The organism is Roseovarius indicus, from assembly GCF_008728195.1.
GTDB lineage: Bacteria > Pseudomonadota > Alphaproteobacteria > Rhodobacterales > Rhodobacteraceae > Roseovarius > Roseovarius indicus.
Window position 1 is genome coordinate 1,283,316 of the sequence record NZ_CP031598.1, and the last position, 16,538, is coordinate 1,299,853.

A 16,538-nucleotide genomic window follows, 5' to 3' on the forward strand; every position below is an offset into this window, starting at 1 on the left:
CCCGGAAAGGCAGGTGTGGCGCGCCAGGCGCCACACCCTGGTCTTGCGATCAGTAGCCCATCACGCCCGCGCGGGCGTTCATCTGGCCGTTGTCGGCATAGGTCATGTAGCCGCCAACAAGGTCGCGATAGGCGATGAAGCTCTCGGTGATGCGTTTCACCAGCTCGTCCTCGTCCTGGCGCAGCTCGTCGATGACCTCCTCGGCCGCCGAGCCCATCGCCGCGATCACGTCGTCGGGCAGCTTGCGCACCTGCACGTCATGCTCTTCCACAAGGGTCTTGAGCGCCTGCGCGTGCTTGGTGGTGTACTCGGTCCAGACCGGGTTGTAGAGGCTTTCGCAGGCAAAGCTGACGACCTGTTGCAGGTCTTCGGGCAGCTCGCTGAACACCTCGGCATTGACGCCGCATTCCTCGGCCGAGGACGGCTCGCCCACACCGGGCCAATAGTAGTTCTTGGCGATCTGGTAATAGCCCAGCGCGCTGTCGGTCCACGGCCCGATGAATTCGCCCGCGTCCAGCGCCCCGGTCTGCAGCGCCTGGAACATCGCCGGCCCGCTCATCGCCTGCGCGGCCATGCCCAGCTTGCTGGCCATCTCCGAGGCAAGGCCCGTGGTGCGGAACTTCAGGCCCTTCAGGTCCTCGACCGAGTTGATCTCCTCGCGGAACCAGCCGGCCCATTGCGGCCCGGAATTGCCGCACAGGAACGGCTTGACCCCGAACCGGCCATACATCTCGTCATAAAGCTCTTGGCCACCGCCGTGGTAAAGCCAGCCCACCTGCTCGTCGGCGCGCAGGCCGAAGGGTTGCGACCCGAACAGCAGGATACCCTTCGATTTCGACCCCCAATAGGCCGGAACCGCGTGGTAAAGCTCCGCCGTGCCCTCGCTCACGGCGTCGAACACGCCGGGCCCGGGCACCAGTTCGCCCGCGGCAAAGAGCTTCACCTCGATCCGACCGCCCGAAAGCGTGGTGATCCGGTCGGCCAGCATCTGCGCGGCCACGCCCGGCCCGGGCAGGTTCTTGGGCCACGCGGTGACCATCTTCCACTGGCGCACATCCTGCGCGATCGCCGGGGCCGCCAGCCCCGAGGCAGCCGTCGCCGCGACGCCCGTTGCTAGAAATCTGCGTCGGTCCATTTTCTTATCTCCTTGTTGGCAATGTTGAAGCAAAGGGCGGGTGTGCGGTCAGAGACCGGCATGATCCGCCTTCCTGCACAAGCTGACCAGCCAATCCCACCCGGCGCAAGCCTGTTTTTCGCCCAACACCCGGCCCGCAGGCGATTTTCCCTGAAGTACCTAACCGCGCCCATGTCGCCGGGGCCACGGCCGGATCCGACCTGTGTGACACGGCCGCAACACCCCATACTTAACCATACCACTGTCCAAAAAAGGCCACATAAGACCGGTCATTTCCCGGGGCATCGGCGCGTCGTGACCTTCGGCGCAGACCCGGTGCCGCTAGGCAAGACGTGGCAGTGAACAGTTGATTGGGCCGGGGGCAGTCTCCGTATGAAGAACGTGAATCACCGGAATAAGACATCCCGGCTCGCCCGGGTGCTGATCGGCGTGTCCATCGTGCTCACGACGGCGCTTTTCTTCGTCGCCGTCGAGATCGATGATCTCCTGCGCGAAAACCATCTCAACGAAGTCCGCGCCGACAGTACGGTGAACCTCATCGAGGTCCGCGAGCATATCGAAGAGAGCATCTTCGGCCACTTCCTTCTGCTCCAGAAGGTCACCACCTATGTCGAGGAAAACCCCGACGCCACGCAAGAGGAATTCTCCGCCTATATCAGCACGCTCGATTACCTGCCCGAAGAGGTCATCAACTTCGCCACGGCGCGCGACCTCGTCGTGGACATGGTCTATCCGGTGGAGGGCAACGAAAGCGTCCTCGGCTTCGACTACCGCAGCAACCCCGACCAGCGCCCCGGCATCGAACGCTCGATCGAGAACCGCAGGGCAACCGTCGTCGGCCCGATCGATCTCGTCCAGGGCGGGAAGGGCTTCATCTTCCGGCAGCCGGTCTATGTGAACGATCCGTCCTCGGAAACCGGCAAGCGGCTGTGGGGCATCGTGTCGATCGTGGCCGAACACGATGCCTTCCTCGATGTCACCGGCCTGAACGATATGAGAGACGAGTTCGATATCCTGATCACTTCGGACCCTCTATACGCCGGGCGCGAGCGCGTGGTGCTCGGGAGCCCGGAAATCGCCAATCAGAATCCCATCAATCTCGAGCTCGAGTTTCCCACCGGTCATTGGGAGGTCGCAGCCATTCCGGCCGGCGGCTGGCCGACCAACTCGCCCACTTACGTGAAAGACCGCATCCTTCTGGGCTTCGGATCGGCGGTGATCATTGGCCTCGTGCTGCTGGTCGCGACCCTCGCCGTGCTCCAGCGCCGCGCCCAGGTCCGCCTGACCGAGGCGATCGAGGCGATGGATGGCGGCTTCGCCATGTTCGACCACAAGGGCCGCCTCGTCGCGTTCAACGCCAAGTACATGGAAATGTACGCGGTTTCCTCGGAACGCATCCGCGAAGGCGCGCGCTTCGAAGACATCATCCGGCTCGGCGTCCAGAACGGCCAGCATCCCGACGCGATCGGCCGCGAAGAGAAATGGATCCACAAACGGCTCGAGAGCTTCTTCGGCCCCGACACGGAATTCGAACAGGAGCTGTCGAACGGCCGCTACCTGCTCGCCTCCGACCGCGCCCTCAGCGATGGCGGCCGCCTCTGTGTCCGCACCGACGTCACCCAGCTCAAGCAGGCGGTCGACCAGGCCGAGGCCGCCAGCCGCGCCAAGTCCGAGTTCATCGACACGCTCTCGCACGAGCTCCGCACGCCGATCACCGTCATTCTCGGGCTGTCCTCGCTGGGCAAGAATTTCGAAACGCTGGGCATGACGAAAACCCTGCGCGAGAAGCTCGATGATCCCGAGGTCGAGATCGACGAGATCAAGGATGCCGTCTCGGTGCTGGTCAAGCATTTCACCGACACGATGGAAAAACAGGAACGGTCGGCCAAGCACCTGCACGGGCTGGTCGAGGACATGATCGATTTCGCGAAGATCGAGTCCCGCAAGCTGGCCGTGCGGCCCGAAACGGTCGATATCGTCGATCTCGTATCGTCGGTCACCGATCAGATCCGCATTAAGGCCGAGGAAAAGGGCCTCGCGTTCAAGGTCGAGGCCGAGAAGGGCGAGGTCTTCTGCGACCAGCTGCGCACGACGCAGATCCTCCTGAACCTGGTGGGCAACGCCATCAAGTTCACCGAGACCGGCGGCATCGAAATGAAGGCATGGCGCGAAGGCGACTCGGCGATCTTCGAGGTCTCCGACTCCGGTCCGGGCATTCCGACCGCCGATCAGAAGCGCATCTTCAACGCCTTCGAACAGCTGGAATCCTCCAACGTGCGCCGGCACAGCGGCATCGGCCTCGGCCTTGCCATTTCCCGCACGCTTGCCGACGCCCAGAACGGCTCGTTGCATGTCGACAGCGAACCCGGCAAGGGGTCGACCTTCACGCTCCGGCTGCCCTCCAACGAACGGCACGGCTCCGCACGCGATTACGGCGCGCATGCCAACAGGCTCGACTCGGCCGCCTGAGGCCCGCGCCCGCCTCACCGCACCGTCGCACGGATCACCACCTCGCCCGTCGCCCCGGCAGGCAGGGCCGCGTCGGCCAGGCTGACCCTACAGCCGCCGCCCGCGCAATCCTGCCCCGATACCGGCGTCGTCAGTCCGAAACCCGGCCCGTCCGCCTCGAACCCCAGTATCCGCGCGGCCCGGAACACGAGGCTGCCGTCAAGCTCGTCGGCAAGGCTCACGTCATCGGCCGGGCGCGTGCCGGTATTCGTCACCCGGATACGGTACTCGATGCAGGCGCCCGGAATGGTCAGCTCGGCCCCGCCCGGGGCGGGCGCGTCGAAATCGCCACAGGCCTGCGGGGTTTCCGAGATCACCGCCTGGGTTTTCGTGGCCTCGAGATTGGCGGGACGCACCGCGCAAAACTCGATATCCGACAGCGCGATCGCCTGCCGCTGCGGGTTGGGCGACGGGGCATAGAGCCCGTTGGTGTACTCGATCCGCACCGATGTCACCGGCTGCCCGAACCGCACGGTAACGTTGCCCTCGTCCGTGCCGGGCGCGGCATCGCCGCCGTAACCGACCACCTGGTTCGCGGCGAGCGGCGCGCCGAAATAAACCGTCGCCCTGTCGGACGTGGTCTGCCCCGCGGGGAAATACGGCGACCGCAGCGCGGGCAGGGCGGTGCCGCCGTCCTCCGTCACGCCGGTGACGGTCACGCCGTCGCGAAATCCCCGCTGAACCCGCTGATAGGGCAGGTAGTCCACATCGAGGATCTCGAAGCTCAGCCCGTCGACCGGCGACGCAAAATCGAGCCGAACAGTGACCGATTGCTGGTTGCTGCCGAAATCCACCTGCAAGGCCAGCGACTCATGCCCCGAACCCCGCCCGCCGGTGAACTCCGAACTCACGGCCGGGTATCCCTTTTCGAAGCGGTTGGTCGCGCCGGACAACGTGACCGTGACCGCCTCGCCCGTCCCGTCGCCCGAGGCACCCGTGCGCCCCGCGGTATACGTCCCGCCCTTGCTTCCAGCCGTCCAGCCGGTCTCCGACCAGTCGAGCCGAAGCGCATCGCCGGCCGCCGCACAGGCCTGCGCCCGCGCGGCCAGCGGCAGGGCAAGCCCCAGCAGCAGGGCGATGACCCCGGCCGCCATCGCCGGGCCCGCGGCGCGCCGCTCAGAAGATCTCATTGAAATTCTCCTGGTCGATCTTGAACCGGAACTGCACGAAGGCCCCCTCGTTCGTATAGCCGTTCTCGCTGAAATCCTCGTCGCGGAACCCGGTGACATTATAGCCCACCGACAGCCAGCCATTCTTGAACGGCGTCAGGCCCACCGACACCCCGGCCGAGAAATCGCTTGTCCTGCCCTCGGCCGACCACAGCGCCGCGCCATGCACGCCAATGTCGAACTTCTCGCTCAGGTCGTGGCGGTACTCGCCGCCCACCAGCATCAGGAAATCCGTCACCGTCTCGCCGTCGAAGGATTGCTCGATATATTTCATCCCGTGCCGCGCGGTCACCTCGTTCCGGTCGTCCAGCTGCTCGGTATAGATCAGCGAATTGATCACCCGGGTTTCGTCGACGACCTCGTCGCGTTCCCGGATCACCTCGAACTGTTCCAGCACGATGATCGGCCGCTCCTCCGGCCGCCAGGCCGAGCTGAACCGGACCTCGTGGTCAAGCTCCCGCGTGCCGTCCTTGCGCACCGCGCTGAAGAAATTCGCATAGGCCCCGACCGACAGGTTCGCGGTCAGCGGCGTCGTGGCCCGCGCCTGAAGGCGGACATGGTCGTTCTCGTCGGTATAGCCCAGCTCGGTATCGACCGAGGCCTTCCACCCCTCCGTCACCCGCTCGAACCCCGCGCGGTAAACGACGAACCCTTCCGACAGGCGCGGGTTGGTCAGCCCCGCCCGCTGCAACGGCCCGCTGTCCTCCAGGTTCCCGGCCAGCGAATCCTGCGCCTCGACACCCAGGTAACCGGTCGCATACTCGCTCATCTCCAGCTCCTGCCTGAGACCCAGGTGCCCCACCGTCTGCGCGTTCCTCCGTGTCATGGCATTCACCAGCCCGCCCGTCAGCACCGCGCCGGGCCAGACCGCGTAATCGGCCCCGGCGGCAAGGATATCGACCCGGAAATCCCGCCCCAGCGCCACCTCGTTCGTGCCCCACACCGACAGCCTCTCCGTAACGTCGTAGCGCAGCGTCAGCGTGCCCCGGTCGGCCTCGGCCAGCCCGCCGTCCTCCCATAGGCTCACCTCCTGTCCCATGGCCATCTGGAACCGCCCGTCCTCGCTTTCATAGGTCGCCCGGCCAATCGCCTTCAGCACCCGCCCGTCCGGCCCCTCCGGCGCGTTCCGCCGCTCGGCAAAGCGCAGCCCGATGCCCCGCGTTCGCCGGTTCTCCTCGCGCAGCACCAGCCCCTCGGCCAGCGTCAGCGTCTCGCGCGTGTCGACATTGTGCTCGCTCCGCGCGCTCGCCTCGAAGCGCAGGATATCGGTCTGGGTCTCGCCATCCTCGTCCACCTCGCTCCGGTCGGCCAGAACCACGCTCGCGGTCAGCCCGGCGCTGTTGATCGTCTGCGGACCCTCGACGATATTCTCGATCCCGAAGCCGGTGCTTTCCGTGCGGACATAGGCATCGACCACGCTCGCCCCGTCGTCATAGCGCAGCGTCACCTCGGCCGCATGCGCCTCCCGCCCGGCCTCCAGCACGTTCGACGCCTCCTGCTGCGACATCGCCACCTCGGCGCCGAAGGTCAGCGTGTCGCTCACCCGGTACTCCGCATCGACCCCCAGCAGACGGCCCGCGCCATCGGTATCGGCAATGTCGTCCTCGTGCACCAGCGTCAGCCCCGCCCGCAGCCGGTCATTCACCCGCACATCGTACCGCCCGCCAAGGATGAACCCGCTGCGCCGGTCGGTCTCGGTCTCGTAGGTCACCACGATGGTGTTGGGGTCCAGCTCCGGTGTGCGCGACAGGATCGGCGCCGAAAAGAAGATCCGCCCGTCGACGTAGTCGATCGTGTAATCCGACCCCCGGCGCAGCTCGACCCGGTTGATCACCCGCGCCGGGTCGCTGCGGTCCGTGGTCTCGATCACGATGGTTTCCGAGTTCGGCAGGATATCCGCCCGGCGCAGGTCGAACGGCCCCGACGTACCGTCGGCGGCAAAGCGATCCTCGGCAAAACCGAGGCTGGTCTCGGCCGCAAACAGCGTCAGCCGCTGCCGCTCGTCCTCGAAGATCGCTCGCCCGCCGGTCAGGCGGCGGGTATACTCGGCCAGCCTGTCACGCCCGACCCCGGTGTCGAAATCCCCGTATAGCAGGTCGACCCCCTCGCGCTCGAGGTGAAAGTAAAGCGGGCTCCGGCTGCTCGCGGCATCGCCCTCGCGGCTTTCGTCGCCATAGACGATGTAGTCGCGGTCGGGATCCTCGGCGAAGAAATCCCGCTCGTCGGGGTCGATGGCACTGTCATAGCGCAGGGTCAGAAGCCAGTCGTCGCGCACCACCCCCTCGGCATAGATCGCCGCCCGCCCGTCGATGGCCACGTCACCGAAGGACAGGATGCGCCGGTCGCCGGGGTCGGCCATGGCATCGGCCACCCGGTCCCCCGCCAGCGTCCCCTCGGCCAGCCCCACCACCGTCCAGGGCCGCTCGGCCGCCGAGATGCGCGCCGTCGCCACCGGCCGCTCATCCGCCCCCTCGATGGCAAACCTCGCCAGCCCCGACCGCCGGCTCGGCGCCAGCCGCATCCGGAAATACCCGTCGGCATCCACCGTCGCGGTGGTCCGCTGCATCGGCTCCGCCCCCTCGCGCGCGTCATGCATCCTTGCGTCGGCGGCGAACGCAAAGGGCCTTTCCACCGACACCGTGACAATCGCCCCCGGATGCAACGGCGTGCCCTCCGCATCCGTCGCTCGGAACACCACCCTCGGCCGGCTGCGCCCGTCCGTCCTCAGGTCCGACATCTCCTCCACCACCTCCAGACCGGCGGGCGTGTCGGCGAAACGGATGCTCCGCGTCTGCTCCCGCACGACGGCGCCATCCGCATCCCGCAACACCAGCCGCAGCCGGTTCACCCCGCCCTCCAGCTCGGCCCCGCGCCAGATCTCCAGGAACCGCTCGCCGCCATCCCCGGCAATCGCCGGCCGTCGATACAATTCCGGCACCGGCTCACCGTTCAGGTAAAGCTCCGTCCGTTGCCCCTTGCCCCGCACGATCGCCGCCGACAGGCTGCGCGTCGGCGGCAGGTGATTGTCCGGCGGAAAGGCGATCCCCACCCGCCGCGGTGCCGCATCCAGCCAATCCGCGTCATAGGCCTCGATCCCCGGCGGCATGGCGATCTCCGGCTCCGGCGCCTCGTCGATCCCGGTCTCGCGGATATGAAACCGCACGTTCCGCACGAATCCTTCCCGCGTCTCGACGAAGATCGATTGCGCCGACCCCGCCCGCCGCGTGTTGTTACCACACAGCACCGGCACATACCCGCGCGGCAGGGTCAGCGGATCGACCGCCAGCACATGCGTCCCCTGCACGATGCCGCGGAAGGTGAACCGCCCGCGCGCATCCGTCTCGGCAAACCGCCCGTTGGCCAGCATCACCCTGATGCCCGACAGGTCCCGTGCCGCCCGGCGCGGCGGGCCGCATCCCACCCGCACCTGGCCCAGCACCGCGCTCTCGTCCCGCTCGAAGGCCGGCACCACCTCCAGCCGGTGCGCGGCCGACAGCGTGGCGAACTCCTCGCCCGACGCGGTGCTGCGCGAGGTCAGGATCCCGCGATCGGGCGCCGCGGGCGTGACGCGCGCCAGGTAGCTCACCTGCCGCCGCGCCCCGGCACGCAGCTTCAGCCCCGCCAGCTCCAGCCTCCTCCCGTCCGCCGACACCTCCAGCCGGCCGCCAACCCTTTGCCCGTCAATCCGCAACGACCCGCGCACCAGGTTCAGCCCCTGCGGCAGCCGGTCTTCGAGATCGACCTCCGTGTCGCCGGGCACCGAGGCACCGACCGTGACGGTGAACCGAAGGGCCTCTCCCACCGCAAGCCGGTCGGACGAGGCCGACCGGCTGAGGTCAAGCATCGCCGCGCCATCGAGGGGGATATCGTAAAGCAGCGTCTGCCCGGGCGCGATCTCGAATGGTTCGAGATAGGAGGCGCCGGTCACCCGGGTTTCGGGGCTGACCGCCGCCCGTATCTGCTCGGGTGAAATGCGGCTCGGCGCGACATAGCCGTCGGGCGGCTCGAGGATGAACAGGTAGCGGCCCGGCTCGACATAGGGAAACCTGTAGCTGCCCGGCGCGAAGTCATAGCTTTGCCCCGAGGCATCGCTGGGCCGCCCGCCGCTGACCACGGTCGACGGGAAGGGCGAGACCAGATCCTCGCCATACACATCCGCCACCGCGCCGGTCTCGGCGTTCACGATGGTGATCCGCGCCCCGTCCAGCGGCGTGCCGCTGCGGCTGTCGAACACCCGCCCGGTGGGCGAAACCGGCCCGACCGTGACACTGTTCTCGAACTGCCGCTTGGGAAAACGCCGGTTGCTGCTCCGCGCGATCAGCCGCGAGTTCTCCCGCGTGGCCAGCCGCCCGTCGGCCTCGCGCCCCGACCCGTCGCAGGCGCATATGCCCCCGGCGAACAGCCCGGTATCCGCCCCGGTCTCGTGGATGCGCAGAAGCTCCGTATCGCCGCTCACCGAATCCTGCACCTCCAGCAGCGCGTTGTCCCGCCGCCCCGGATCGGTATTCGCCAGCGGGTCGTCGAGCACGAAGACAACCTGCTCGCCCGTCCGTACCCGGCCGGTTCTCGCAAGCCGGCTGATCACCGACGCCCCGGCGCCCGGCGCCGCCTCGGGAACCGGCCGGAAGGGGCCGCCGGCCCGCGCGGTGGTGCTGTAATCCGGCGGCGGAACCTCCAGCTCGATGGCATCCGCCTCTGCGCCCGACACACGATAGGCCGACAGCTCGCCGGGCAGGTCGGGGGCGACCACCTCGATCGTGCTTTCCGCCTCGATCGTGGGGATGCCGCCCGTGCCGAACTCGATCACGGCGCGGTTGGTGATCTCTCCGCCAGCCGCGCCCGGCTCAGGCGTCTGGGCCTGCGTCGTGCCCGCAATCAGCAGAAGGGCCGTTGCCGCTATCCGGAACGGTGCGCGCCATCTCGGCATGTCAATCCACTGTGGCGCGTATCCGGACAAAGGCCGAGCTGCCCGGCGCAAGCGTGGCCACCGCGCCGCTGATCATCGCCCCCTCGACATCCAACTCGTCGAACCCGTTATTGACCGCGACACTGTCGAAGGTCACCCCCTCGGGCAGGGTGTCGTTGAACTGCAGGAAGGTCGCCGGGCTGCCGGCCTCGGGCGCATTGCTCAGCGTGATCGTGTACTCGATGCAGGCGCCGGGGATGAACGCCTCGGCGTCCGGCTCGGGCGCGCCGCCGGAACAGGAAAACTCGCCCGAACGGTTTTCCGACACCACGACCACGTCCTTGGCCGCCGTCAGCTGCGGCGCCAGCACCTGGTAGCTCGTCTCGCTCAGCACGGTGCCGTCCTCGCCCTCGTCGGCATAGACGATATCGACCGCGCCAAGGCCCTGGCCGCGCACGGCACCCTGCGTGCCGCCGCCACCCGGCGTCAGCGGCGCGGCACTGACCTCGAAAGACGTCAGCGCACCATCGCCCGCGCTGCGCGGGATCGTCGCCCGGATCACCACGATCCGCGAGCCATCCGCCGGGATCGGGCCGGTCGAGACCACGCCGCTGGGGTCATAGGCCACGGCCGTGCCGCCGGGCTCGTCCAGAAGGAAGACCGAATAGGTGCCTTCCTCGCCGCCGCCGCCCGGGTCAAGCGTCAGGCCAAGCTGATCCGCCACCGCCGCGACATCGATGTCGAAGGGCACCGCCGCGTTGCCCGTGTTGGTCAGGATCAGCCGGATCTCCTGCGCCGCCGCGCCCGGTTCGACATTCACCGTCCCGCCGTCCTCCAGCGAGGCGAAGGTGAACGACAACCGTTGATCGACCGTAAAGCTCGCCTCGGCGGCCTCTTCCTGCGTGATCGTGTCGCCGCCGGTCTCGTAGCTCAGCGTCATGCTGTTCGAGACGATCTCGCCCGGCGGCGCGCCGGCAGCCGACGCGCCTTGCGCGAATGCGCCCATCAGCAGGGCCGCCGAAAACAGGGTGCGGGTGTCGCGTGGCATGGGGTCCTCCGGCAAGTCGTTGATCGGGTCGGCGGGCAGGTCGATGGGTCAGTCCACCGTGGCGCGGATACTTACGCTGGCGGTCGCGCCGGGGGGCAGGGCGGCCAGCTCGGCCGTGACCGTGCCGCTGGCTTCGTTCACCGCATCGAACCCGGTATTCGCGGCGATCCCGGCAAAGGTGATGCCCTCGGGCAATGCGTCTGTGAGGGTCACATTGACGGCGTCGGTGCTGGCCTCGTCGGCATTGCTGACGCTGATCACGTATTCCACGCAGGCCCCCGGCACGGCGGCCTCGGCCCCGGCTTCGGCGGCGCCCCCGCCACAGTCGAACTCGCCCGACAGGTTCTCCGACACGATCGCAGCCGTCTTCTCCGCGCTCAGCTGCGGCGCCTGGATCACGTAGCGTTCCGTCGCCTGCTCGGTGCCGTCCTCGCCGGGATCGGTGAAAATCGTGTCGACGCCCTGCAGGCCCTGGCCTGTCACTTCCGTCGTCACCGTGCTCGTCCCGGCATCGAGCGCCGTGGCGGTGACGTCGAACGTATCCTCCGCCGCATCGCCCACGTCGCCCGGCACATGCGCCACGATCTTCACGAAGCGTACCGCGTCGGCCGGAAGGTCACCGATCGTCGCGGTGCCGTCATGGTCATAGACGGCGTCCTCGGGCGCAACATCGGCCTCCGTGCCGACATAAACCGAATAGGTCCCCGGCTCGCCAGCCCCGGCCGGGTCATGGCTCAGCCCGATATCCCCGGCGCTCGCCACGTCGATATCATAGCCCGAACTGTCATTGCCCTCGTTCTCCAGCCGGAAGACCATCACCTGCCCGTCGGCGCCCTGGTCGGCCAGCACGGTGCCGCCGGCATCCTGCCCCTGGAAGCTGAAATCGACCTTGCGGTCGACCACGAATTCGACGCTCGCGGCATCGTCCTGCGTGATCGTCGTGCCGCCGCTCGAATACGAGATGCTGACCGTGCTCGACACGCTCGTGCCGGGTTCGGTCCCGGCGGCAAGGGCCGCGGCGCCGGGCAGGGACAGGATCGCGGCAGCCGCGACGGCTCGGAAGGTGGGGAAGAGTGGCATGGTCGGGTCCTGGGCTCGTGAACGGGCGGGCGCGGGGCCCGGGAAAATCAGCGGACGACGGCGTCGTAACTCACGGCGATCGTGCTTTCGGCACCGACTTCCGCGATCTCGATCCGCATATGGGTGAGGTCGGTCGCCTGCGCCTGGCGCGTCGTGCCGCCGTCCTCCACCGACAGCGTTTCGAAGGCCTCAAAGCTCTCGCCGCCATCGACCGAGAACGTGACGCCGATATCCGTCTCGGCCGACACCGATTGCGGGTCGATGGCAAGGCTGTCGTCAAGCGGCAGCGACAAGCCCACCGACGTCGCGGGAACGGGGTCGGTGTTTTCCAGCCGGATGCGGTAGATCAGCGGCTCACCGGGAACGGCGGTCTCGACCGGCTGAAGCTCGCTGTCGCCCTCGGCGCTGTCCACCTCCCGCACGACGTCGATCGAAACCGTGGTTTCGGCCTGGGCGGGCTGGATGGGCAGGAAGAATGCTGCGGCAAGCAGGCAAACCGGGATGCGGCTGTACTTATACACGTGACCTCCATTGCTGTCGGGCACCGTCGAAACACGACGATTCATCGTTACACCCCCACGCCTCTCATCCAAATGTGAAAGGAGTGTGGCATCAACCCGGACCAGCAAGAATTCGCAGGCCGGGGGCGCCGGCCCCGCGCTGCGGCCCCTAAGTATCAGAAATCTTTTGGAAAATGCAGGCGCAAAAAGGCCAGGCACGCCTCCCGGGCGCGGCTCTGCCCCTCGGATACCGGCCCGCCCGACACGATGCTCTCGATCCACAGGCCCGAGATCATCGCGTTGAGCGACACCGCCACCTGGTCTGCGTCGATCTCGACGCCGCGCATGCGGGCCAGCTCCTTCAGGTCGTCCGCCACCATGCTGTTGAAGTGGGCACGCATCTCGCCGCATCTCTCGCGATAACTGCCGACCCGCACCGACTCGGCCCAGAACGCCACCCACATCGCAACCGAGGCCCGCCCGCTGGCCCGCTTGCTGAAATCCGCCTGGATCATGCTGCGCACCCGGTCGGCCGGGCCGCTCGACGTTTCCCGCAATTCGGAGAGATAGGCTTCATACTCCTCGGCCGCATGGTCGAGCGCGGCGAAGATGATGCCCTCCTTCGACTGAAAGTGAAACGCGGCCACCCCGAACGAGCACTTGGCCTCGGTGGCGATGGAATTCATCGTCACCCCGGTCAGGCCCTTTTTCGCAATCACCTTGATCGCGGCCCGGATCAGGCTGCGCCGCCGTTCCTCTACCTTTTCCTCGCGGCGCGAGGCCCGCTTTCCGGCAGGCGCGTCCTTGCGGTTTTTCTCGCGGGTGGAAATCGGATCACCTTCCTCTGCATGGGGCCATATGCCTGATTTTTCGGCGTCCGGCGCGTTTTCCTACATGGGCGGGACAGCCCGATAATGTCAACGTTCTATCGGCTTTCGTGCAGCCGTTCCACCGGATGATTGCAAAAAAATGATTGATTAAGCAATCAAAAAAAGTTGACAGCAAAGATCCCCCGATGCACACAGTGCCGCCACGCGAACACCGCAGGATCATCCGCGCGAATCCCCTTGCGCGACGAAAAACGGAGGTAAGATCATGGCTGAAATTCAGGAAACGAGCGTCACCTCGGCGCGGCAGAAGCACATCGTGCGCCCCTCCCAGGAAATGGCGTCGCTCGGCAAGGACGACATGCCGGTCCTCACGAAGGCGGAAGGCATCTATGTCTATGCCGAAGACGGCCGCAGGCTGATCGACGGCCCGGCTGGGATGTGGTGCACCCAGATCGGCTATGGCCGCAAGGAAGCCGTCGACGCCATCGCGCACCAGGCCTCGACCATCTCCTTCGCCTCGCCCTGGTACATGAGCACCAGCCCCTCGGCGCGGCTGGCCGAAAAGATCGCCAGCCTCACGCCGGGCGATCTCAACCGCATCTTCTTCACCACGGGCGGCTCCACCGCCGTCGACAGCGCGCTGCGCTTCACCGAGTTCTACAACAACGTCCTCGGCCGCCCCGCGAAAAAGCGCATCATCTCGCGCATCGACGGCTACCACGGTTCGACCGGGCTTGCGGCCTCGGTCACCGGGCGCAAGGGCAGTTGGGCCAATTTCGACATCGAGACCGACCGCGTCTCGTTCCTGTCCTCGCCCAACCCGCGCCACGCCGGCAGCCGCACCGAGGCGGAATTCCTCGACGATCTCGTCAAGGAATTCGAAGACCGGATCGAAGCGCTCGGCGCCGACACGGTCGCCGCCTTCATTGCCGAGCCGCTTCTGGCCAACGCCGGCGTCATCATCCCGCCCAAGGGCTACCACGCCCGGTTCAAGGCGGTCTGCGAAAAGCACGACATCCTCTATATCTCCGACGAGGTGGTCACCGCCTTCGGCCGCTGCGGGGAATGGTTCGCCTCGGAAAAGGTGTTCGACGTCACCCCCGACATCATCACCTTTGCCAAGGGCGTCACCTCGGGCTACGTGCCGCTGGGCGGCTTCGCCATCTCCGACGCGGTCATCGCCCGCATCTCGGGCGAAAACGCCAACGGCAGCTGGTTCAACAACGGCTTCACCTATTCCAACCAGCCGGTTTCCTGCGCCGCCGCCATCGCCAATATCGACCTGATGGAGCGCGAGGGCATCGTCGATCACGCCCGCGCCACGGCGGGGTATTTCCGTAAGGCGCTGGAATCGCTGCTCGATCTGCCGGGGGCAGGGGCCGTTCACTCTGCCGGTCTGGTCGGTTGCGTCCAATGCCTGCTCGACCCCAGCCAGCCCGATGGCACGGAAGAGGACCGCGCCTTCGCCGCCCGCGTCGATGAGATCTGCTTCGATCTCGGCCTCATCGTCCGCCCGATCGCCGAACGCTGCGTGATCTCTCCGCCGCTGGTCATCACCCGCGCGCAGATCGACGACGTCGTCGGCATCCTGCGCAAGGCGATCACGCAGGCCGGGGAAGAGGCCGGGCTGAACGCCCCCGCCGGCGCGGCCGCCGGCTAAGCCGCCAGCCCCAAACAGCCGGGCGCCCCGCGCCCGCTGATCCTACCTCGCCCGTGGCGTCCTTCCCGGCGATGTCACGGGCGCTTCCGTTGCCGGGCCAGCCGGTCCGGCAAGGCCGCCGGACCTCGCCCGACCCGGGGCGCCGATACCCGCGCGATCGCGCCCGGGTATAAACTCAGCCACATCTCAAGCCCTGCCAAATACCCCGAAAACCTGCCGCCTCGCACGCGCGCAGGTGCCATTGTCCTGCGCGGCGTCGCAATGGTGCGGCCATGAAAAATCAATATTTAACAAGATATTAATCGCATACCGCTGACCCGGAGACACGATCCCCTGCATCGCCCCGACCCCCTGTTCCAACCCCCACACAGGGCCTCTCTAAACATTACTTCAGGTAATGCCCTTCTTACTATTTGTGACTTCGTCGAAGCCCCCTCCATCGCTACTCTTTTTTCAGTCGCGAAGGCCGCGCATGGGCAAGACACCACCCCCTGAACAGGCCTCCGAACCACGGCGCGCGAACCGGGGCGGGCCGGCCGAATGACACGGACGAAAACGAAAAGACCAAGAACCGAAACCGGAAACACGATCACACCGACAGGGAGAAGAAAATGAAACGCATTCTAGCAACCATGATTGCCGCGTCGGCGGGCCTGTCCGCCGCGCCGCTTCATGCCGAAGACTCGCTGACCTACGTCTCGTGGGGCGGCAACTACCAGCAGGCCGAGCGCGACGCCTTCCTCGACCCCATCGAGGACGAACTCGGCATCACCATCCGCGAGGAAACCTACACCGGCGTCCACGAAGTCCGCGCCCAGGTGCTCTCCGGCGCCGTGACATGGGACATCGTCGATCTCGGCGGCTTCGAATGCGCCCAGGGCCAGGCCGAAGGCCTCTTCGAAGACCTCGACTGGAACGTCGTCTCCACCGAAGGGCTCGACGAGAACGCCTGGTCCGACACCTGGGTCTCGATCCTCTATTATTCCACCGTCCTCGCCTATAACCCCGAGGCGCTGGAAAAGGCCCCGACCAACTTCACCGACTTCTGGGATGTCGAGAACTTCCCCGGCCGCCGCGCCCTCTACAACGAGGCGCCCACCATGCTCGAGGCGGCGCTGCTCGCCGACGGCGTGCCGAAGGATGAGCTCTACCCGCTCGACATCGACCGCGCCTTCGCCAAGCTGGAAGAGATCAAGCCGCATATCGACGCCTGGTGGGATTCCGGCGCCCAGTCGATCCAGCTTCTCGCCGATGGCGAGGTCGACATGCTGCCGATCTGGAACGGCCGTATCGAAGTCCTGAAGGAAGAGGGCTTCCCGGTCGAGATTGCCTGGGATCAGGGCACCCTCTCGGTCAGCTGCGTCGCCATTCCCAAGGGCGCACCCAACAAGGATCTCGCGATGAAGGCGATCAACCTGATGATCTCGCCCGAGATCCAGGCCAACCTGCCGCAATACATCAACTACGGCCCGGCCAACGCCCTTGCCTTCGACACCGGAAAGATCGCCGAGGACAAGGTCGCCACCAGCCCCTCCGCGCCCGAACACCTCAAGGTGCTGGCCGTCATCAGCCCCAGCTACTGGGGCGAGCGCCTGACCGAGCTCGACGAGCGCTGGGACGCCTTCATGCTCAAGTAAGCGACGCGTCCGCCGCCCGGGTTCACCGGGCGGCATCCCCCAATGACAGGAGGCGGAATTGAACG

The 16,538-nt window shown here is 66.8% G+C and carries 11 protein-coding genes; 4 read left to right on the forward strand and 7 right to left on the reverse strand.

From position 1 onward, the window contains the following. Window positions 1–49: 49 nt before the first annotated feature. On the reverse strand, window positions 50–1,135 hold the full coding sequence (locus RIdsm_RS06005) for a TRAP transporter substrate-binding protein (protein WP_057814471.1): 1,086 nt from the start codon (window positions 1,133–1,135) through the stop codon (window positions 50–52). Between the two features lie 381 nt (window positions 1,136–1,516). On the opposite strand from RIdsm_RS06005, the gene RIdsm_RS06010 reads away from it, so the two are divergent. Beyond that, on the forward strand, window positions 1,517–3,604 hold the full coding sequence (locus RIdsm_RS06010; protein WP_177228418.1) for a sensor histidine kinase: 2,088 nt from the start codon (window positions 1,517–1,519) through the stop codon (window positions 3,602–3,604). Between the two features lie 14 nt (window positions 3,605–3,618). On the opposite strand, the gene RIdsm_RS06015 is transcribed toward RIdsm_RS06010, so the two are convergent. From RIdsm_RS06015 to RIdsm_RS06040, 6 genes are all read right to left on the reverse strand, one after another. Continuing rightward, a complete protein-coding gene (locus RIdsm_RS06015) occupies window positions 3,619–4,773 on the reverse strand; it encodes a hypothetical protein (protein WP_160325819.1) in 1,155 nt (384 codons plus the stop codon). Next, on the reverse strand, window positions 4,760–9,739 hold the full coding sequence (locus RIdsm_RS06020) for a carboxypeptidase-like regulatory domain-containing protein (protein ID WP_057814477.1): 4,980 nt from the start codon (window positions 9,737–9,739) through the stop codon (window positions 4,760–4,762). Before RIdsm_RS06020 ends, RIdsm_RS06015 begins: the two co-directional genes overlap by 14 nt. A gap of 1 nt (window position 9,740) precedes the next feature. Continuing rightward, window positions 9,741–10,766, reverse strand: coding sequence for a DUF11 domain-containing protein (locus RIdsm_RS06025; RefSeq protein ID WP_057814480.1), 1,026 nt, complete (start codon window positions 10,764–10,766; stop codon window positions 9,741–9,743). A gap of 48 nt (window positions 10,767–10,814) precedes the next feature. After that, entirely contained in the window at window positions 10,815–11,846 is a 1,032-nt protein-coding gene (locus tag RIdsm_RS06030; protein ID WP_057814482.1) for a DUF11 domain-containing protein, read from the reverse strand. Between the two features lie 47 nt (window positions 11,847–11,893). Next, window positions 11,894–12,367, reverse strand: a complete 474-nt coding sequence (locus RIdsm_RS06035; RefSeq protein WP_057814484.1) for a hypothetical protein — start codon at window positions 12,365–12,367, stop codon at window positions 11,894–11,896. 155 nt (window positions 12,368–12,522) lie between these two features. Then, window positions 12,523–13,032, reverse strand: a complete 510-nt coding sequence (locus tag RIdsm_RS06040) for a TetR family transcriptional regulator C-terminal domain-containing protein (RefSeq protein WP_244955850.1) — start codon at window positions 13,030–13,032, stop codon at window positions 12,523–12,525. Here RIdsm_RS06040 and RIdsm_RS30340 point away from each other — a divergent pair. The 3 genes from RIdsm_RS30340 (at window position 13,022) to RIdsm_RS06050 (ending at window position 16,473) form a co-directional block, all read left to right on the forward strand. Beyond that, window positions 13,022–13,261, forward strand: coding sequence for a hypothetical protein (locus RIdsm_RS30340; protein WP_177228417.1), 240 nt, complete (start codon window positions 13,022–13,024; stop codon window positions 13,259–13,261). The two genes, RIdsm_RS06040 and RIdsm_RS30340, sit on opposite strands and share 11 nt — an antisense overlap. Before the next feature lie 180 nt (window positions 13,262–13,441). After that, a complete protein-coding gene (locus tag RIdsm_RS06045) occupies window positions 13,442–14,836 on the forward strand; it encodes an aminotransferase (protein ID WP_057814488.1) in 1,395 nt (464 codons plus the stop codon). Window positions 14,837–15,447: 611 nt separating this feature from the next. Next, window positions 15,448–16,473 (forward strand): ABC transporter substrate-binding protein, encoded by a 1,026-nt coding sequence (locus tag RIdsm_RS06050; protein ID WP_074940191.1) that lies wholly within the window; start codon window positions 15,448–15,450, stop codon window positions 16,471–16,473. Window positions 16,474–16,538: the final 65 nt, after the last annotated feature.

Excerpts from the sequence above, each read along its gene's own strand:
- RIdsm_RS06045 (WP_057814488.1), top strand. The coding sequence starts at position 13,442 with ATGGCTGAAATTCAGGAAACGAGCGTCACCTCGGCGCGGCAGAAGCAC.
- RIdsm_RS30340 (WP_177228417.1), top strand. The coding sequence starts at position 13,022 with ATGGAATTCATCGTCACCCCGGTCAGGCCCTTTTTCGCAATCACCTTG.
- RIdsm_RS06005 (WP_057814471.1), bottom strand. The coding sequence starts at position 1,135 with ATGGACCGACGCAGATTTCTAGCAACGGGCGTCGCGGCGACGGCTGCC.
- RIdsm_RS06025 (WP_057814480.1), bottom strand. The coding sequence starts at position 10,766 with ATGCCACGCGACACCCGCACCCTGTTTTCGGCGGCCCTGCTGATGGGC.
- RIdsm_RS06050 (WP_074940191.1), top strand. The coding sequence starts at position 15,448 with ATGAAACGCATTCTAGCAACCATGATTGCCGCGTCGGCGGGCCTGTCC.
- RIdsm_RS06020 (WP_057814477.1), bottom strand. The coding sequence starts at position 9,739 with ATGCCGAGATGGCGCGCACCGTTCCGGATAGCGGCAACGGCCCTTCTG.
- RIdsm_RS06040 (WP_244955850.1), bottom strand. The coding sequence starts at position 13,032 with ATGAATTCCATCGCCACCGAGGCCAAGTGCTCGTTCGGGGTGGCCGCG.
- RIdsm_RS06030 (WP_057814482.1), bottom strand. The coding sequence starts at position 11,846 with ATGCCACTCTTCCCCACCTTCCGAGCCGTCGCGGCTGCCGCGATCCTG.
- RIdsm_RS06015 (WP_160325819.1), bottom strand. The coding sequence starts at position 4,773 with ATGAGATCTTCTGAGCGGCGCGCCGCGGGCCCGGCGATGGCGGCCGGG.